Annotated in this window: 8 protein-coding genes; 5 read left to right on the top strand and 3 right to left on the bottom strand. The window is 69.7% G+C overall.

Translation table 11 applies throughout. The annotated features are described in order from the left end of the window. Window positions 1-2 precede the first annotated feature (2 nt). Window positions 3-491 (bottom strand): hypothetical protein, encoded by a 489-nt coding sequence (locus JF515_RS06075; RefSeq protein WP_203102053.1) that lies wholly within the window; start codon window positions 489-491, stop codon window positions 3-5. Between the two features lie 29 nt (window positions 492-520). Then, complete coding sequence (locus tag JF515_RS06070) at window positions 521-1,972, bottom strand: phospholipase D-like domain-containing protein (RefSeq protein WP_203102051.1); 1,452 nt, start codon at window positions 1,970-1,972, stop codon at window positions 521-523. 366 nt (window positions 1,973-2,338) lie between these two features. On the opposite strand from JF515_RS06070, the gene JF515_RS06065 reads away from it, so the two are divergent. After that, on the top strand, window positions 2,339-3,694 hold the full coding sequence (locus JF515_RS06065) for a KamA family radical SAM protein (protein ID WP_203102049.1): 1,356 nt from the start codon (window positions 2,339-2,341) through the stop codon (window positions 3,692-3,694). A 147-nt stretch (window positions 3,695-3,841) separates the two neighbouring features. Here JF515_RS06065 and JF515_RS06060 read toward each other — a convergent pair whose 3' ends face one another. Next, window positions 3,842-5,251, bottom strand: coding sequence for a PLP-dependent aminotransferase family protein (locus JF515_RS06060; protein ID WP_203102047.1), 1,410 nt, complete (start codon window positions 5,249-5,251; stop codon window positions 3,842-3,844). Window positions 5,252-5,407: 156 nt separating this feature from the next. Between JF515_RS06060 and JF515_RS06055 the strand changes: the two genes are divergently transcribed. The 4 genes from JF515_RS06055 to recD all read left to right on the top strand — a co-directional run bounded on the left by JF515_RS06055 (window position 5,408) and on the right by recD (window position 15,147). Then, window positions 5,408-6,073 carry a LysE family translocator gene (locus tag JF515_RS06055; protein ID WP_203102045.1) on the top strand — a complete coding sequence of 222 codons (666 nt, stop codon included), beginning with the start codon at window positions 5,408-5,410 and terminating at the stop codon, window positions 6,071-6,073. A gap of 131 nt (window positions 6,074-6,204) precedes the next feature. Next, the gene (gene recC / locus JF515_RS06050; RefSeq protein ID WP_203102043.1) at window positions 6,205-9,630 is read left to right on the top strand and encodes an exodeoxyribonuclease V subunit gamma; all 3,426 of its coding nucleotides are present in this window, start codon (window positions 6,205-6,207) and stop codon (window positions 9,628-9,630) included. Next, on the top strand, window positions 9,627-13,238 hold the full coding sequence (recB, locus tag JF515_RS06045; protein ID WP_203102041.1) for an exodeoxyribonuclease V subunit beta: 3,612 nt from the start codon (window positions 9,627-9,629) through the stop codon (window positions 13,236-13,238). Before recC ends, recB begins: the two co-directional genes overlap by 4 nt. After that, entirely contained in the window at window positions 13,225-15,147 is a 1,923-nt protein-coding gene (recD, locus tag JF515_RS06040) for an exodeoxyribonuclease V subunit alpha (RefSeq protein ID WP_338015175.1), read from the top strand. Before recB ends, recD begins: the two co-directional genes overlap by 14 nt. Window positions 15,148-15,228 lie beyond the last annotated feature (81 nt).

The raw sequence follows: 15,228 nt of genomic DNA, 5'->3' as shown, positions 1-15,228 counted from the left end.
GGTCAGCCGCCGGCGGCCTTGAGCAGGGCCTGATTGTCGCGGCTGATCAGCCAGAACAGCACGCTGGCCAGGGACACCATGAGAAACTGCATGTGCTGCTTGCGGCCACGCAGCCAGGCTTCCGGCCAGTAATCGCGCACCGCCGCCACCTTCTCCACGCCAAACAGCAGCATTACCGCCACCGCCATCAGCGGTGCCCCCAGCCAGGACGGCAGAAACGGCGTGGCGCAGGCCATCACCAGCAGCAGCGAGGCCAGCGGCGCCAGGCTGCTCCCTTCGCGCGCCAGTTCGGCGCCAAAGTAAAGCCCCACCTGAAGCAACACGTAGAGCGCCACCAGCAGGTGCACGATCGGCACCCAGGGCCGGGCGGTGACCGGGTCCGGCAGCCAGATGGCGGAGGCCATGGCCACCACCACGAAGCCGTGGACGAATTGCAGGCGAGACAGGGTCACCAGGGTATCGGGCAGTTCCGGGGCGCGAGGCAGGCGCATCGGGGCTCCTTATCGGGTTTCAGCGACGGTCAGAGATAGGGTTCGAGCAAATGGGCCAGGGCGTTGCGGATGTGGCGCCAGCGGGCCATGGCGCGGAAGTCCGCGTCGCCCATCGGTCGGGCGCACGCCAGGCGCTGGTCGATAAGGGCGTTGGCGGTGTCCGCGAGCGGGTCATCATAGCATTCCAGGTCGAACTCGAAATTAAGGCGCAGGCTGCGGGCATCCCAGTTACCGGAGCCGAACTGCACCCAGTGGCCGTCCACGGTGAGCAGCTTGGTGTGGTCGAACGGCGGCGCCGAGAAATAGACCTCGGCGCCTTCCTTGGCCAGCCATTTGATCACGTGCAGGCTGGCCCACTGCACCAGCCGCAGATTGTTCTTTTCCGGTACCAGGATCACCAGCCGCACGCCGCGCAGGATCGCCAGCTGCAGGGTCGCCAGCAGGGTCTGGTCGGGCACGAAATAGGGAGTGACGATGCGGATCTCCCGCTGGGCGGCGCCGATCGCCGCCATCAGGGTCAGGCGGCGCTTGTCGAAATCCGCATCCGGCCCGGCGTTGATGCCCCGTGCCTGGACGGTGCCGGCGTCCAGCTCGCCGACATAGTTGTCGTCCAGCACCTCGCCACAAGTGAACACCCAGTCGGCCACGAAACTGTGCAGCAAATGAGCCACCGCCGGCCCTTCCAGGCGGGCGTGCAGGTCCTGGATACGCGCCGGGATCTGGATGTAACCGGCGCGGATGTTGGCGCCGCCGGTAAAGCCCAGGGCCCGGTCCACCACCATCAGCTTGCGGTGGTTGCGCAGGTTCATATAGGGCATGCGCCAGGGCGCCACGGAGTGCAGGAAGCGTTGCACCGGCACGCCCCGTCGGCGCAGGTAACCGGTGATCGGCGGCAGTGAATAGAGGGCACCGACACCGTCCACCAGCACCCGCACCTGGACGCCGCGACGATGGGCGCGCACCAGGGCGTCCGCCAGGGGGCGGCCGGCGGCATCGTTACCGAAGATGTAGGTAGCCAGGAAAACGCTTTCACGGGCCTGCTCCACCGCCTCGATCATGGCCGCCAGGGCCGCCGGCGCCTCCATCAACTCCACCCGGTTGCCGCCGGTGAGCGGCAGCCGGGTGAGACGGCCCACCAGGCGCGCCAGCACCTGCAAGCGATCGGTCTGCAGCGGCGTGCCCTGCTCCGCCCCGGCGCGCAGGGCGGCATCGATGCCGCCGCCGGTAAGCTGGCGGGCGCGCCGCTGGATGCGGTTGACCCCCAGCATGAGGTAGAGCAACGCGCCCAGCACCGGTACCAGCCAGACCAGGCCGGTCCAGGCGGCGGCGGCGCGGGCGTCGCGCTTGTGCTGGGCGACATGCAGCGTCACCCACACCGCCAGCACCACGCCGACGGTGGCGGCGATCGCCGGCCAAAAGGTGTTCAGCCAGGCCAGGCCGCGTTCCACGGGCGCGGCGATCCCGGCGACCATGTCCTGCATTTCGATCTCCTGGAAACCGGGCAAACATAACACGGATGGCCGCGCCGGACCCGGCTGCGCGGCGCGCCGGGGGCGCTTTTGCGCTTTGCCGGGCCAGACCGTAGAATAGCGCGCCTTGAGGAGCCGCCGGGCGGCACCTCGACCCTCCGCGTCCCGCACGCGCCCTGCTCCGGTTCAAGCACCACCGGAGACACACGGAACCCCCGGGTTCCCCCGGCTCTTGGATAGAGCCCGAATCGCGCCGGTGTCACCGGCTGTCAGTAGAAATAATTCGATCACACTGGTGAAGGAGCCTTGCACCCTCCTTAAGCGGCCAGTCCACCGGCGCGCGCCCCTCGCACGCCGGCATGATGAGGAGCGAAAACCATGTCAGAAGCCAACACGGTCATCCCTCTGCGCGAGCACCAGGAGCCGGCCCATCAGGAACCGCGCCGTTTCAAAGTGTTCACCGCCCGCCAACTGGACAAGATCGAACCGTTGGCGCGGCTCGACGAGGAGACCCGTTTCGCCATGCGCGTGGTGGCCAATGTGCTACCGTTCCGGGTCAATGAATACGTCATCGAGGAGCTGATCAACTGGGACAAGGTGCCCGACGACCCCATCTACCAGCTCACCTTCCCGCAAAAGGACATGCTCGCGCCGGAGCACTTCGAAAAGGTGGCCGAAGCCATGCGCGGCGGCGACAAGAGCGAGATCGACGCCGCCGTGTCGGAAGTCCGGGAAGCGCTCAACCCGCACCCCGCCGGCCAGATCGAGCACAACATTCCCGAGGTGGACGGCGAAAAAATCGACGGCATCCAGCACAAGTACAACGAGACGGTGCTGTTCTTCCCCAGCCAGGGGCAGGTGTGCCACAGCTACTGCACTTTCTGCTTCCGCTGGGCCCAGTTCATCGGCGACAACGATCTCAAGATCGCCGCCAAGGAAGCCGGCCAGCTTAAGCGCTATGTGCAGGCCCATCCCGAGATCACCGATATCCTGATCACCGGCGGCGACCCGCTGGTGATGAAGACCAAGAACCTGCGCGCCCACATCGAGCCGCTGCTGGAACTGGAGCAGGTGCGCACCATCCGCATCGGTTCCAAGGCGCTCACCTTCTGGCCCCACCGCTTCGTCTCCGACAAGGACGCCGACGACCTGCTGGACCTGTTCCGTGAAGTGCGCGCCGCCGGCAAGCATCTGGCGCTGATGGCCCATTACAACCACTGGCGGGAAATGGAACCGGCCATCGCCCGGGAAGCGATCCGCCGGGTGCGCGAGACCGGTGCCCAGATCCGTGCCCAGGGTCCGCTGCTGGCGCACATCAACGACAATGCCGACGATTGGGCGCGCCTGTGGCAAACCCAGGTGGAGCTGGGCATCGTGCCCTATTACATGTTCGTGGAGCGCGACACCGGCGCGCGGCATTACTTCGAGGTGCCCCTGGCCCGCGCCTGGGAAATCTATCGTGATGCCATGCAGCGGGTATCCGGCCTGGCCCGCACCGCCCGCGGCCCGAGCATGTCCAGCCACCCGGGCAAGGTGGAGATCCAGGGCGTCACCGAGATCCATGGCGAGAAGGTGTTCGTGCTGCGCCTGATCCAGGGCCGCAACGCGGACTGGGTGCAGCGTCCGTTCTTCGCCAAGTACAACCCGGATGCCACCTGGCTCAACCATCTGGAACCGGCGTTCGGCGAGGAGCGGTTTTTCTTCGACGACGAATTGGCCGAGATGGAAGGCTGAGCGGGCCCCGTCACCCGCCGCGCTCACATCGCACACCTTGTAGGAGCGGCTTCAGCCGCGATCAAGGGTTCGGTTGTAATCCCAACCTCTGATCGCGACTAAAGTCGCTCCTACAGCGCTCCTTCCCGGCGCGGGCGGGAGCAGGCGCTACAGCAGCGCCGCCAGCCGCGCCAGGGCCCGCTCCACCCGGTTGTCCCAGCGCACCGCGCAGTTCAGTCGCAGGCAGTGATCGAACTTGCCGGAAGCGGAGAACAACGGCCCCGGCGCGAAACTGACGCCGGCGTCCAGGGCCCGTTCCGCCAGTTCCGTGGTGTTCACCGCGCCGGGCAATTCCAGCCACAGCACGAAGCCGCCGGCGGGCCGGCTGACCCTGGTTTCCGCCGGGAACAGCTCGGTGACCCGGTCCGTCATGCGCGCCACCGCCCGGACATGCTGATCCCGCACCCGCCGCAAATAACGGTCGTAATGACCGTGGTCCAGAAAGTGGGCCAGCGCCAATTGCGACGGCGTGGCCACCGACACGGTGTTGATGAATTGCAGGTACTGGGCCCGTTCGAAATCGTGGCCGGGCACCAGCCAGCCCACCCGCATACCCGCCGACAGCGTCTTCGAGCAGGACGCGCAGTAGAACACCCGGCCGTCCCGGTCCCAGGCCTTGATCGGCAGCGGGCGCGGACCGTTGAGCGGCAGATCGCCGTAGATATCGTCCTCCACCAGAGGCACGTCATGCTCCCCCAGCAGTCTCAGCAGGGCCTGTTTGCGGTCGTCCGGCATGCGGCTGCCCAGCGGGTTGGAGAAGTTGGGCACCACCACGCAGGCCGCCACCGGCCAGCGCTCCAGGGCCAGGGTAAGCGCTTCCAGGGACAGCCCACGAATCGGGTCGGTGGGGATTTCCAGGGCTTTCAGCCCCAGGGACTCGATCACCTGCAGCAGGCCGTAATAGGTAGGCGATTCAATCGCCACGGTGTCGCCGGGACGGGTCAGCATGCGCAGGGCGATGGCCACGGATTCCTGGCAGCTGTTGGTGATCAGCACCTGGTCCGGGGATACCGGGCAGCGCAGCGCCGCCAACCGCCGGGCCAGGCCGGCGCGCAGCTCCGGGGCCCCGGGCGGGAACGCGTAGCCCACGCAGCGGCGGCGCTGTTCGCGCAGCACGGTGCGGAAAGCCCGCTCCATCCGCGCCACCGGCAGGAAGTCCGGGTCGGCCACCGCCGCCCCCAGGTTCACCACGGCCGGGTCGTTGACCGCCTGCACCATGCGCAGCACTCGCTCCTGACCGGTTACCGGGCGCGGACGCCGCCCCGCGCTGGGCAGGCTGGGCGTCGCCCGCCGTGCCGGCGGCGGGCACACGAAAAACCCTGAGCGTGGCCGCGCTTCCAGCACGCCACGCTGCTCCAGCTCCCGGCAGGCGCTCACCGCCGTGGCCACGCTGACGCCGTGCTGCTCACTGAGCTTACGCACCCCGGGCAGACGGCTGCCCACCGGATAGACCTGATCACCGATCAGCGTTTGCAACTGATCCGCCAGTTGTTCATAGCGTTTGTCCGCGTAGGTCATGCCCTCTCCATGGCGGTGCATACAGTTGCCGCCCAAAGCAGCGGTACAGTTTTCCACAATGACAAACTGTACCGGTTCAATTTCGTATTTTTATATCTGTATTAACCCCCGCTGTCCACCTAGGCTGTGCCAATCAACAGACTTACGGAGACGCCCATGCCCGCCGAACAGTTCGTCGCTTTGATCGGCTTCGTCGCCGTGATGACCGGCACCCCGGGCCCCAACAATCTGATGCTGATGGCGAGCGGCGCCAACGCCGGTTTCCGGCGCTCGCTGCCGCACATTCTCGGCATCGCCTTCGGCTGTCAGGTAATGCTGTTGTGCGTGGCCCTGGGCCTTGGCTCGTTGCTGAGCCGCTTTCCAGAGGCGGTGACCGCGCTGCGTATCGGCGGCGCCCTGTATCTGCTCTATCTGGCCTGGCGACTGGCGCGTACCCGCCACCTGAAGCAGGACCATCGGGATGCGCGACCGCTGACTTTCGCCCAGGCGGCGCTGTTCCAGTGGGTCAATCCCAAGGCCTGGATGATGATCCTTACCGGCATGGCCACTTTCACCCAGCCGGCCCACTTCACCGCCAGCGTAACGCTGGTGGCCGGCGCCTTCCTGATCATCGGCCTGCCACTGATCAGCGCCTGGAACCTGTTCGGCGCGGCGTTGAAAAGCCGGCTGCACCAGGGGCACCGCCTGGCGGTGTTCAACCGGGCCATGGCGCTGTTGCTGGTGGCGTCGCTCTACCCCACCTTCGGCATTCAGCCGGGCCACGCCGACGAGCGTGAACAAACGAGCCCCGCGCCAGCGCCGGAGCCGGGACGTCCGCCCTGATGGATGAGCGTAATGTAGGCCGCGCCGGCTCCGTCCCGCTGAAATAATCGCCGGGCGCCGGCGCCGGACCTTCCTCCGCCCCGCCGTCTCCCTTAGGCTTACTCCCTTGAAAAGCCGTCCCAGGGAATATCATGCAAAACGGGCTGATGGTGCTGCACAGCAACCGTCTGGAAGCACTCACCGGCGTGGTCGCCGACTGGCTCAAGCGCCATCCGCTGCCGCCGCTGGCGGAAGAGACCGTGCTGGTGCAGTCCAACGGCATGGCCCAGTGGCTCAAGCTCAACCTGGCCGAGCCGGAGGCCCTGGGCATCGCCGCCGGTTTCAGCTTCCAAATGCCGGCCCGCTTTCTGTGGAGCGCCTACCGCACGGTGCTCGGCGAGGACCAGGTGCCACGCACCTCGCCGTTCGACAAGTCGCGCCTGCTGTGGCGTCTGTACCGGCTGCTGCCCACCCTGCTCCATGAAGATGCCTTCGAGCCCTTGCGTCATTTCCTCGACGACGACGGCGACGGTCGCAAGCGCCACCAGCTGGCGGAACGGCTGGCCGATCTGTTCGACGCCTACCAGGTGTACCGGGCGGACTGGCTGGCGGATTGGGAGGCCGGCGACGATCGCCTGCGCCGGGCACCGGACCGCCGCGACGCCGACGACTTGCCACCGGGCCAGCACTGGCAGCCGGCCCTGTGGCGGGCGCTGCTCGCCGATTTGCCCGAGGGCCAGCGACACCTGAGCCGGGCCGCCATCCACGACGCCTTCATCAAGCGCCTGGACACCGATACGCCGCCGCCGGGGCTGCCACCCCGGGTGCTGGTGTTCGGCATCAGCGCCCTGCCCCAGCAGGCCCTGGACGCGCTGGCGGCGATCAGCCGCCACGCCCAGGTGCTGATGCTGGTGCAGAATCCCTGCAAACATTATTGGGCGGACATCGTCGAGGACCGCCACCTGCTGCGCGCCCAGTTGGACACCCGGCGGCGCCACCTGAGCGTGCCGCCGGACAACCCGGTACACCCGCTGCTGGCCGCCTGGGGCAAACAGGGCCGCGATTTCATCGGCCTGCTGTACGGCCACGACGACCCGGACCACTACCAGGCCGCGTTCCAGAACCAGATCGACCTGTTCCTGGACCAGGACGGCCCGCTCACCCTGCTGCGACAACTCCAGCAGGACGTGCTGGAGCTGGCGCCCAACCCGCCGCCGGCGGAGCGCCCACCGGCGCACGCCGACGGCTCCCTGCGATTCAGCATCGCCCACGGCCCGCAGCGGGAAGTGGAGATCCTTCAGGACGCCCTGCTGGCGCGCTTCGCCGCCGACCCGGAGCTGCGCCCCCGGGACGTGATCGTGATGGTGCCGGACATCGAAACCTACGCGCCGCACATCGACGCCGTGTTCGGCCGCCTGGAACGGGATGACCCGCGCCACCTGCCGTACACGCTCAGCGACCGCAGCGCCGGCGCCGCCTCGCCCCTGGCCAACGCGGTGGAAGCACTGCTGCATCTGCCGCAATGGCGCTTCACCGCCGCCGACATCCTCGACCTGCTGGACGTGCCCGCCCTGCGCCAACGCTTCGGCATCCCGGAAAGCGCCCTGCCGCAACTGAGCCGCTGGATCGAGCAGGCCAACATTCGCTGGGGCCTGCACGAGCGTCAACGCGCCAGCCTGGACCTGCCCGGCTTCGAGCAAAACAGTTGGGCATTCGGTCTGCGCCGCATGCTGGCCGGTTACCTGATCGGCGATGGCCCGGCGTGGCGCGGCATCGAACCTCTGGACGAAGTGGCCGGCCTGGGCGCCGAGCTGGCCGGTCGCCTGGCGCGGCTGCTGGACACCCTGGACCACCATTGGCGGGCGTTCCGTGAACCGGCGCCGCCACCCGCCTGGCGACAGCGCTTCGGCGCCCTGCTGGACGATCTGTTCGAGCCGGAAGAGACCGACGATCAGGCCCTGGACGCCGGCCTGCGCGATGCCCTCAACGACTGGCTGGCGGCCTGCGAGCAGGCGGATTTCCATACCCCGCTGCCGATCACGGTGGCGCGCCGGCCACTGCTCGACGCGCTCAACGCGGAAAGCCTGGCGCAACGCTTCATGGCCGGGCGCATCAATTTCTGCACCCTGATGCCGATGCGCGCCATTCCATTCCGCCATGTCTGCCTGCTGGGCATGAAGGACGGCGACTACCCGCGTCAGCAACAGCCCATGGATTTCGACCTGATGCGCCACTGGGGCCCACCCGGCGACGATGGCCGGCGGCGCAGCCTGTACCGCCCCGGCGATCGTTCGCGCCGGGAAGACGACCGCTACCTGTTCCTGGAAGCCCTGCTGAGCGCCCGCGACAGCCTCTACATAAGCTGGAGCGGTCGCCACGCCCGCGACAATAGCGAGCGCCCGCCCTCGGTGCTGGTGGCGCAATTGCGCGACCACCTGGACCAGCGCTGGGCCAGCGCGGATGGCACGCCGCTCAGCGCACGGCTTACCGAGGAACACCCGTTGCAGCCGTTCAGCGCCCGCTATTTTCACGGGCCCGCCGACGGCGAGCCGGCGCCGCCGCCCACCTACGCCGGCGAATGGGAACCCCTGCACCGACCGGCGCCGGACGCCGCCGACGCCGGCTCGCTGCCGCCCCCCGCCGACAGCGAGCCGCTGGCCGCCGAGGCTCTGGGCCGCTTCCTCAAGCAGCCGGTGGCGCATTTCTTCCGCGAGCGGCTCAAGGCGGGCCTGGAACAGGACCACCAGACCCTGGAAGACACCGAGCCGTTCACCCTGGACGGCCTGGACCGCTGGCAGCTCCAGGACCGCCTGCTGGAAGCGGCGCGCCGTGCCGGCGGTGACGGCTTCGAGGCAGCGCTGGCCGACGCCCTGGACCATCTGGCCGGCGGCGGCGCCCTGCCCCTGGCGCCGTTCACCGAGGCCAGCCGGGAGTCCCTCAGCCTGCCGCTGAACCGGCCCCTGCGCGCCTATTTCCAGAGCCTGGCACAAACCCGGGGCTCCCTGCCGCAGCGGGAAGTGAGCCTGACCCTGGGCACCCTGACCGTGGAAGACTGGCTCACCGATCTGCTGGACGGCGACCAGGGCCCGCGCCGGCTGCTGCTGATCACCGGCGGCCTGCAGGGCCGCTGGCGCAAGCTGTGCACGCCCTGGGCGGTGCACCTGCTGGCCTGCGCCGAGGGCCTGGCGCTGACCACCGAACTGGTGGCCCAGGACGGCGGCGCGGTGCTGCCACCGCTGGGCGCGGATGCGGCCCGGGACCATCTGGCGACGCTGGCGCGGGGCTGGACCGAAGGCTTGTGCCGGCCCCTGCCAGTGGCCTGCGACACCGCCTTCGCCTGGCTGGGCGGCCTGGAAAAGGAACGCGAGGAACTGGACGCCCGCGCCGCCTTCGAGTCCGGCTTCAGCCATGTGGGCGAAGCGGACCGGGACGCCGCCCTGCGCCGGGCCTGGCCGGATTTCGACAGCCTGCTGGCCGCCGAGGAAGACGGCGGCCCGGCCCTGGCGGCCTGGGCGGAACGGCTCTACCGGCCCCTGTTCGACCAGGTGCAATGGCGCCGGCCCGGGGAGGACCAATGAGCGAACGCCCCCTGCCGCTGACCTTCCCGCTGCACGGCACCCGCCTGATCGAGGCCAGCGCCGGCACCGGCAAGACCTTCACCCTGGCCGCCCTGTATCTGCGGCTGGTACTCGGCCACGGCGGCGAGGCGGCGTTCCCGCGCCCGCTGTTGCCACCGGAAATCCTGGTGGTGACCTTTACCGAGGCGGCCACGGAGGAGCTGCGCGAACGCATCCGCGACCGGCTCGCCGAGGCCGCCCGCGCCTTCGCCGACGACCCGGTCGCCACCGACCCGATCCTCGACGAGCTGTTGGCCGACTACCCGGACCCGGAGCAGCGCGCCGCCGCCGCCCGGCGCCTGGACGCCGCCGCCCAATGGATGGACGAAGCCGCCATTTACACCATCCACGGCTTCTGCAACCGCATGCTCAAACAGCATGCCTTCGATTCCGGCAGCCTGTTCAATCTGGAACTCAACGAGGATGCCAGCGAGGAGCAGTTCCGCGCCGCCTGCGATTACTGGCGCACGGTGATCGCCCGCTTCCCGGCAGCCGCGGCGCCGGCGCTGCGCGGCGCCGGCCTGGACGGCCCGGAGGCGCTGCTGGCCGCCGCCCGGCCCCTGTTCGGGCATGCCCGTGGCGAAGCCGGCCTGCCGGACACGGTACGCCACTGGCTGGACACGGTGGCGCCGCAGCGCCGGCTTGAGGACCAGGCCCGCGCCACCCTGGCCGCCGAGTTGCCGGCTCTGCGCGCCTGGGTCGGCGAAGCCCTGGACAACAAGTGGCTCAACGGCAACAGCTACCGGGCCGGCTCCGTACCCGCCATGCTCGACGCCCTGGCCCGTTACGCGGAGGGTTTCCCCGGCACCCACCGGGACGATCTCAAGGCCCTGGAGCGCTTTTCCCTGGACGGCCTGAAAGTGACCAAGGCCGGCCAGGACCAGGTGCCGGAGCTGGCCTGCTTCGAGGCCCTGCAGCGGGTGCTGGAAAGCCGCCAGGACAATGCCCTGCCCCGGGCCGCGCTGCTGGAGCACGCCGCCGCCTGGATCGAGGACCGGGTGGCGACCATGCGCCGCCAGACCGCCACCATGGGCTTCGATGACATGCTCACCCGGCTGCGCGACGCTCTGGCGGACCCGGCCAACGGCCCACGCCTGGCGCGGGTGATCCGCGCCCAGTTTCCGGTGGCCCTGATCGACGAATTCCAGGACACCGACCCGGTGCAGTACGGCATCTTCTCGACCCTGTACGCCGGCCAGGCGGACATCGGCTGGTTCATGATCGGTGATCCCAAACAGGCCATCTACGCGTTCCGGGGCGCCGACGTGCACACCTATCTGGCGGCCCGGGCCGACACCGAGAGCCAGCACACACTGGATCGCAACTACCGCTCCACCAAGGCCATGGTCACGGCGGTGAACAACCTGTTCGAACACGGCGAGCGGCTGTCCGGGGATGTGTTCCTGATGGACGGCCGGATTCCGTTCCAGCCGGTCACCGCCAAGGGCCGCGAGGAGCATCTGGAAATCGATGGCGAGCCCCGGGCCGGCCTCACCCTGTGGGTGGAAGACGACGACAAGGCGGTCAGCAGCGGCGCCTACCGGCACCGCCAGGCGCAACGCGCCGCCGGCGAAATCGCGCGGCTGCTCAACGGCGCCGAGGCCGGCCGCACCGGCTTCCGCCGGGGCGATCGCGAACTCACCGCGCTGCGCTCCCGGGACATCGCCGTGCTGGTGCGCGACCGCAACGAGGCGGCGGCGATCCGCCAGGCTTTGGCCGCGCGCCGGGTGCGCAGCGTCTATATGTCCGATCAGGACTCGGTGTTCGCCACCCCGGAGGCCACCGACCTGCTGCGCCTGCTGAGTGCCTGCGCGGCGCCGGAGGCGGACGCCCGGGTGCGTGGCGCCCTGGCCTGCGCCACCCTGGACCAGCCTTACCCGGTTCTGGATCATCTCAACCGGGACGAACGGGCCTGGGAAGCCATGGTCGATCGTTTCCACGGCTACAAGCACCAGTGGCAACGCCAGGGCGTGCTGCCCATGCTGCGCGGCTTGCTGCTGGATTTTCAGGTGCCGGAGCGGCTCAGCCGGACCCTGGACGGCGAGCGGTCGCTCACCAACCTGCTCCATCTGGCGGAACTGCTGCAGCAGGCCGCCAGCCAGCTGGACGGCGAGCAGGCGCTGATCCGCCACCTGCGCGAGGCGGTGGAAGACGGTGGTCGCGGCGGCGACGACAGCATCCTGCGCCTGGAAAGCGACGACGACCGGGTGCGGGTGATCACCATTCATAAATCCAAGGGCCTGGAGTACCCGCTGGTGTTCCTGCCCTTCATCTGCGGCTTCCGCCCGGCGGAAACCAGCAAGCCGCCGCTGCGCTATCACCAGGACGGCAAGCTGGTGGTCAACCTGGAGCCGGACGAGGCCGCCGGCGCCCTGGCGGACCGGGAACGCCTGGCCGAGGACATGCGGCTGCTCTACGTGGCCCTGACCCGGGCGCGCCACGCCTGCTGGCTGGGGCTGTCGCCCTACGCGCGCGGCAACGGCAAGCGCAACCAACTGGAAGGCAGCGCCATCGGCCGGCTGCTGTTCGGCCCGGACGGCGTCGCCAACAATGGCCTGAGCGCCGCCCTGGCGCCGCTGGCCGACGAGGCCGTGCGCGTCACCGCCCCGCCGCGGGACAACGACACCGTGCACCGCCCCGCCGACCAGGAACGGCCCTGGCGCGGCGCCGCCCGCTTCCCTGGCCGGCGTGCGGAGACCTGGTGGATCGCCAGTTACAGCGCCCTCAAACAGGTGGAGGACGACACCCTGGCACCCTCGGACCCGCGCGGCGACCGGCTGGCGGAACACGATGGCGAGGCGGCGCCGGCGGCGGACGACATCGAGCCCCGGGGCATCCATGCCTTCCCGCGCGGGCCGCTGCCCGGCCTGCTGCTCCACGACCTGCTGGAACAGGCCGGCCGCGACGGCTTCGCCGCCACCCTGGCGGCGCCGGAGGAACTGGACCGGCGCGTGGAGGAAAGTCTGGCGGCGCGCCATTGGCAGGATCACCAGAACATGCTCCAGGACTGGTGGCGGGCGGCATTGCGCACGCCCTTCGAGCTGGGCGGTGACCGGGCGGCGCTCGCGGATCTGCCCACGGCGGTGCCGGAAATGGAGTTCCTGTTCCCGGCCCGCCGGGTCTCGGTGGAAGCCCTGGACCGGCTGATCCGCGAGCACATCGCCCCGGGTGTGCCGCGCCCGCGCCTGGAAGCGGACACCCTGAATGGCATGCTCAAGGGGTTCATCGACCTGGTGTTCGAGCACGATGGCCGCTATTACGTGCTGGATTACAAATCCAACTGGCTGGGCCCGGACGAACGCGCCTATACCCGCGCCACCATGACCACGGCGATCCTGGAGAGCCGCTACGAGGTGCAGTACGCCCTCTACCTGCTGGCCCTGCACCGTTTATTGCGTGGCCGGCTCGGCGACCACTACCATCCGGACCGGCACCTGGGCGGCGCCGTCTATGTGTTCCTGCGCGGTCTCCACGGCCCGGACGCCGGTGCCGTGTTCGAGCGCCCGGCCACCGGGCTGATCACCGCCCTGGACGAACTGTTCGTACCCGGAGGCCATGATGCAGGCTGATCTGTTTACCGCGCCCGCCTGGCGCGACGCCCTGGCGGCGCTCCGTGACCAGGGCCTGCTGCGCGACCTGGACCTGGCGGTGGCGGAATTCCTGCACCGCCAGGCACCGGAGGCGGAACCGGCGGCCCTGCTGCTGGCGGCGCTCACCAGCGGCCAGCTGGCCGCCGGCCATCTGTGCCTGGACCTGCATGAACCGGAACTGGAAGCGCGGCTGTGGCCCCAGGGCCGCCCCCCGGAACTGGCCGGGCTGCTCCCCGACGCGGTAACCGACTGGGCCCTCCCGCTCGACGCCAGCCCGCTGGTCAGCGGCGCCGAACAGGACACGGAGCGTGCCTGCGCGCCGCTGATGTTCGACGGTCGCCGCCTCTACCTGCGCCGCCACTGGGCCCAGGAAAACGCCGTGGCGGAGCGCATCCGCGCGCGCCTGGACGACAACGCGCCGCCGCCAGACCTGTTGGCACCGCGAGTGCGCGCGCTGTTCCCGGAGCCGCCCGCCGATGGCGAACCGGACTGGCAACAAGTGGCCTGCGCTCTGGCGGCCCGCGCCGGCCTGACCCTGATCACCGGCGGCCCCGGCACCGGCAAGACCACCACCGTGGTACGCCTGCTGGGCCTGCTCCAGGGGCTCGCCATGGATCAGGGCAAGCGCCTGCGCATCCGGCTGGCGGCCCCCACCGGCAAGGCCGCCGCCCGGCTCACCGAATCCATCGGGCGCCAGGTACTTGCCCTGGACGTGGACCCGGCGGTGCGCGACGCCATCCCCACCGAAGTCAGTACCCTGCACCGCCTGCTCGGCACCCGTCCGGACAGTCGCCACTTCCGCCATCACCGCCACAACCCGGTGCATGCCGACCTGGTGGTGGTGGATGAGGCCAGCATGATCGACATGGACATGATGGCCAGCTTGCTGGACGCCCTGCCACCGGCCTGCAAGTTGATCCTGCTCGGCGACAAGGATCAGCTCGCCAGCGTCGAGGCCGGCGCCGTGATGGGGGATCTGTGCCGCCACGCCGAACAGGGCCGCTACCGCCCCGAGACGCTGGAATACGCCCGCGCCACCAGCGGCGCCGACCTGTCGCCCTGGGCCGGCGACGGCGGCGCCCTGGCCCAGCAGACCGCCATGCTGCGCCGCAACTGGCGCTTCCAGGACGCCGCCGGCATCGGCGATCTGGCCACCGCCATCAACGCCGGCGACGCGCCGGCGGTAAAGCGGGTGTTCGACCACGGCCACGCCACCCTGGAGCGCCGCCATGGCGACGATCCCGGCGAACTCGCCACCCTTCTGCTGCATGGCGGTGCCCACGGCGAAGGCCTGAGGGCGCTGGTGACCGACGCCGCCGACCCGGTCGCCGACCCGGAAGCGGCCGACCAGCGGGCCCGGGATCTGCTCGCACGGCTCACCGGCCAGCAACTGCTCAGCGGCCTGCGCGGCGGCCCGTTCGGCGTCGACCGGCTCAACCGGCTGATCACCGACCATCTGCGCCGCGACGGCCTGGCCGGCGACCACGACTGGTACCCGGGCCGACCGGTGATGATGACCCGCAACGACTATCAACTGGGCCTGATGAACGGCGACGTGGGTCTGACCCTGCCCCACCCGGACGGTCTGCGGGTAGCCTTCCAACTGCCGGACGGTCGGGTACGCTGGGTGCTGCCCAGCCGTCTGGACGCGGTGGACACGGTCTACGCCATGACGGTGCACAAATCCCAGGGCTCTGAGTTCGACCATGTGCTGCTGGCGCTGCCGGACCGGCCCCACCCGCTGCTCACCCGGGAGCTCATCTACACCGCCGCCACCCGTGCCCGGCGTGCTTTCACCCTGGTGGAATACGGCCCGCCCACGGTGCTCGACCAGGCCGTGCGCCGGCGCACCTGGCGCGCTTCCGGCCTGGCCGGCAAGCTCGACTGAAGCGGCCAGCCGTTATCGCGACTGAAGTCGCTCCTACCGCGTCTTGTAGGAGCGACTTCAGTCGCGAAATGGCCGCCGATG

It is taken from the genome of Alloalcanivorax marinus, assembly GCF_016785095.1.
GTDB lineage: Bacteria > Pseudomonadota > Gammaproteobacteria > Pseudomonadales > Alcanivoracaceae > Alloalcanivorax > Alloalcanivorax marinus_A.
This window is presented reverse-complemented; position numbering and strand designations above follow the sequence as displayed.

Bases quoted from the DNA above. Each gene is read 5' to 3' on its own strand.
- JF515_RS06075 (WP_203102053.1), bottom strand. From the start codon at position 491: ATGCGCCTGCCTCGCGCCCCGGAACTGCCCGATACCCTGGTGACCCTG.
- JF515_RS06070 (WP_203102051.1), bottom strand. From the start codon at position 1,972: ATGCAGGACATGGTCGCCGGGATCGCCGCGCCCGTGGAACGCGGCCTG.
- JF515_RS06065 (WP_203102049.1), top strand. From the start codon at position 2,339: ATGTCAGAAGCCAACACGGTCATCCCTCTGCGCGAGCACCAGGAGCCG.
- JF515_RS06060 (WP_203102047.1), bottom strand. From the start codon at position 5,251: ATGACCTACGCGGACAAACGCTATGAACAACTGGCGGATCAGTTGCAA.
- JF515_RS06055 (WP_203102045.1), top strand. From the start codon at position 5,408: ATGCCCGCCGAACAGTTCGTCGCTTTGATCGGCTTCGTCGCCGTGATG.
- recC (WP_203102043.1), top strand. From the start codon at position 6,205: ATGCAAAACGGGCTGATGGTGCTGCACAGCAACCGTCTGGAAGCACTC.
- recB (WP_203102041.1), top strand. From the start codon at position 9,627: ATGAGCGAACGCCCCCTGCCGCTGACCTTCCCGCTGCACGGCACCCGC.
- recD (WP_338015175.1), top strand. From the start codon at position 13,225: ATGATGCAGGCTGATCTGTTTACCGCGCCCGCCTGGCGCGACGCCCTG.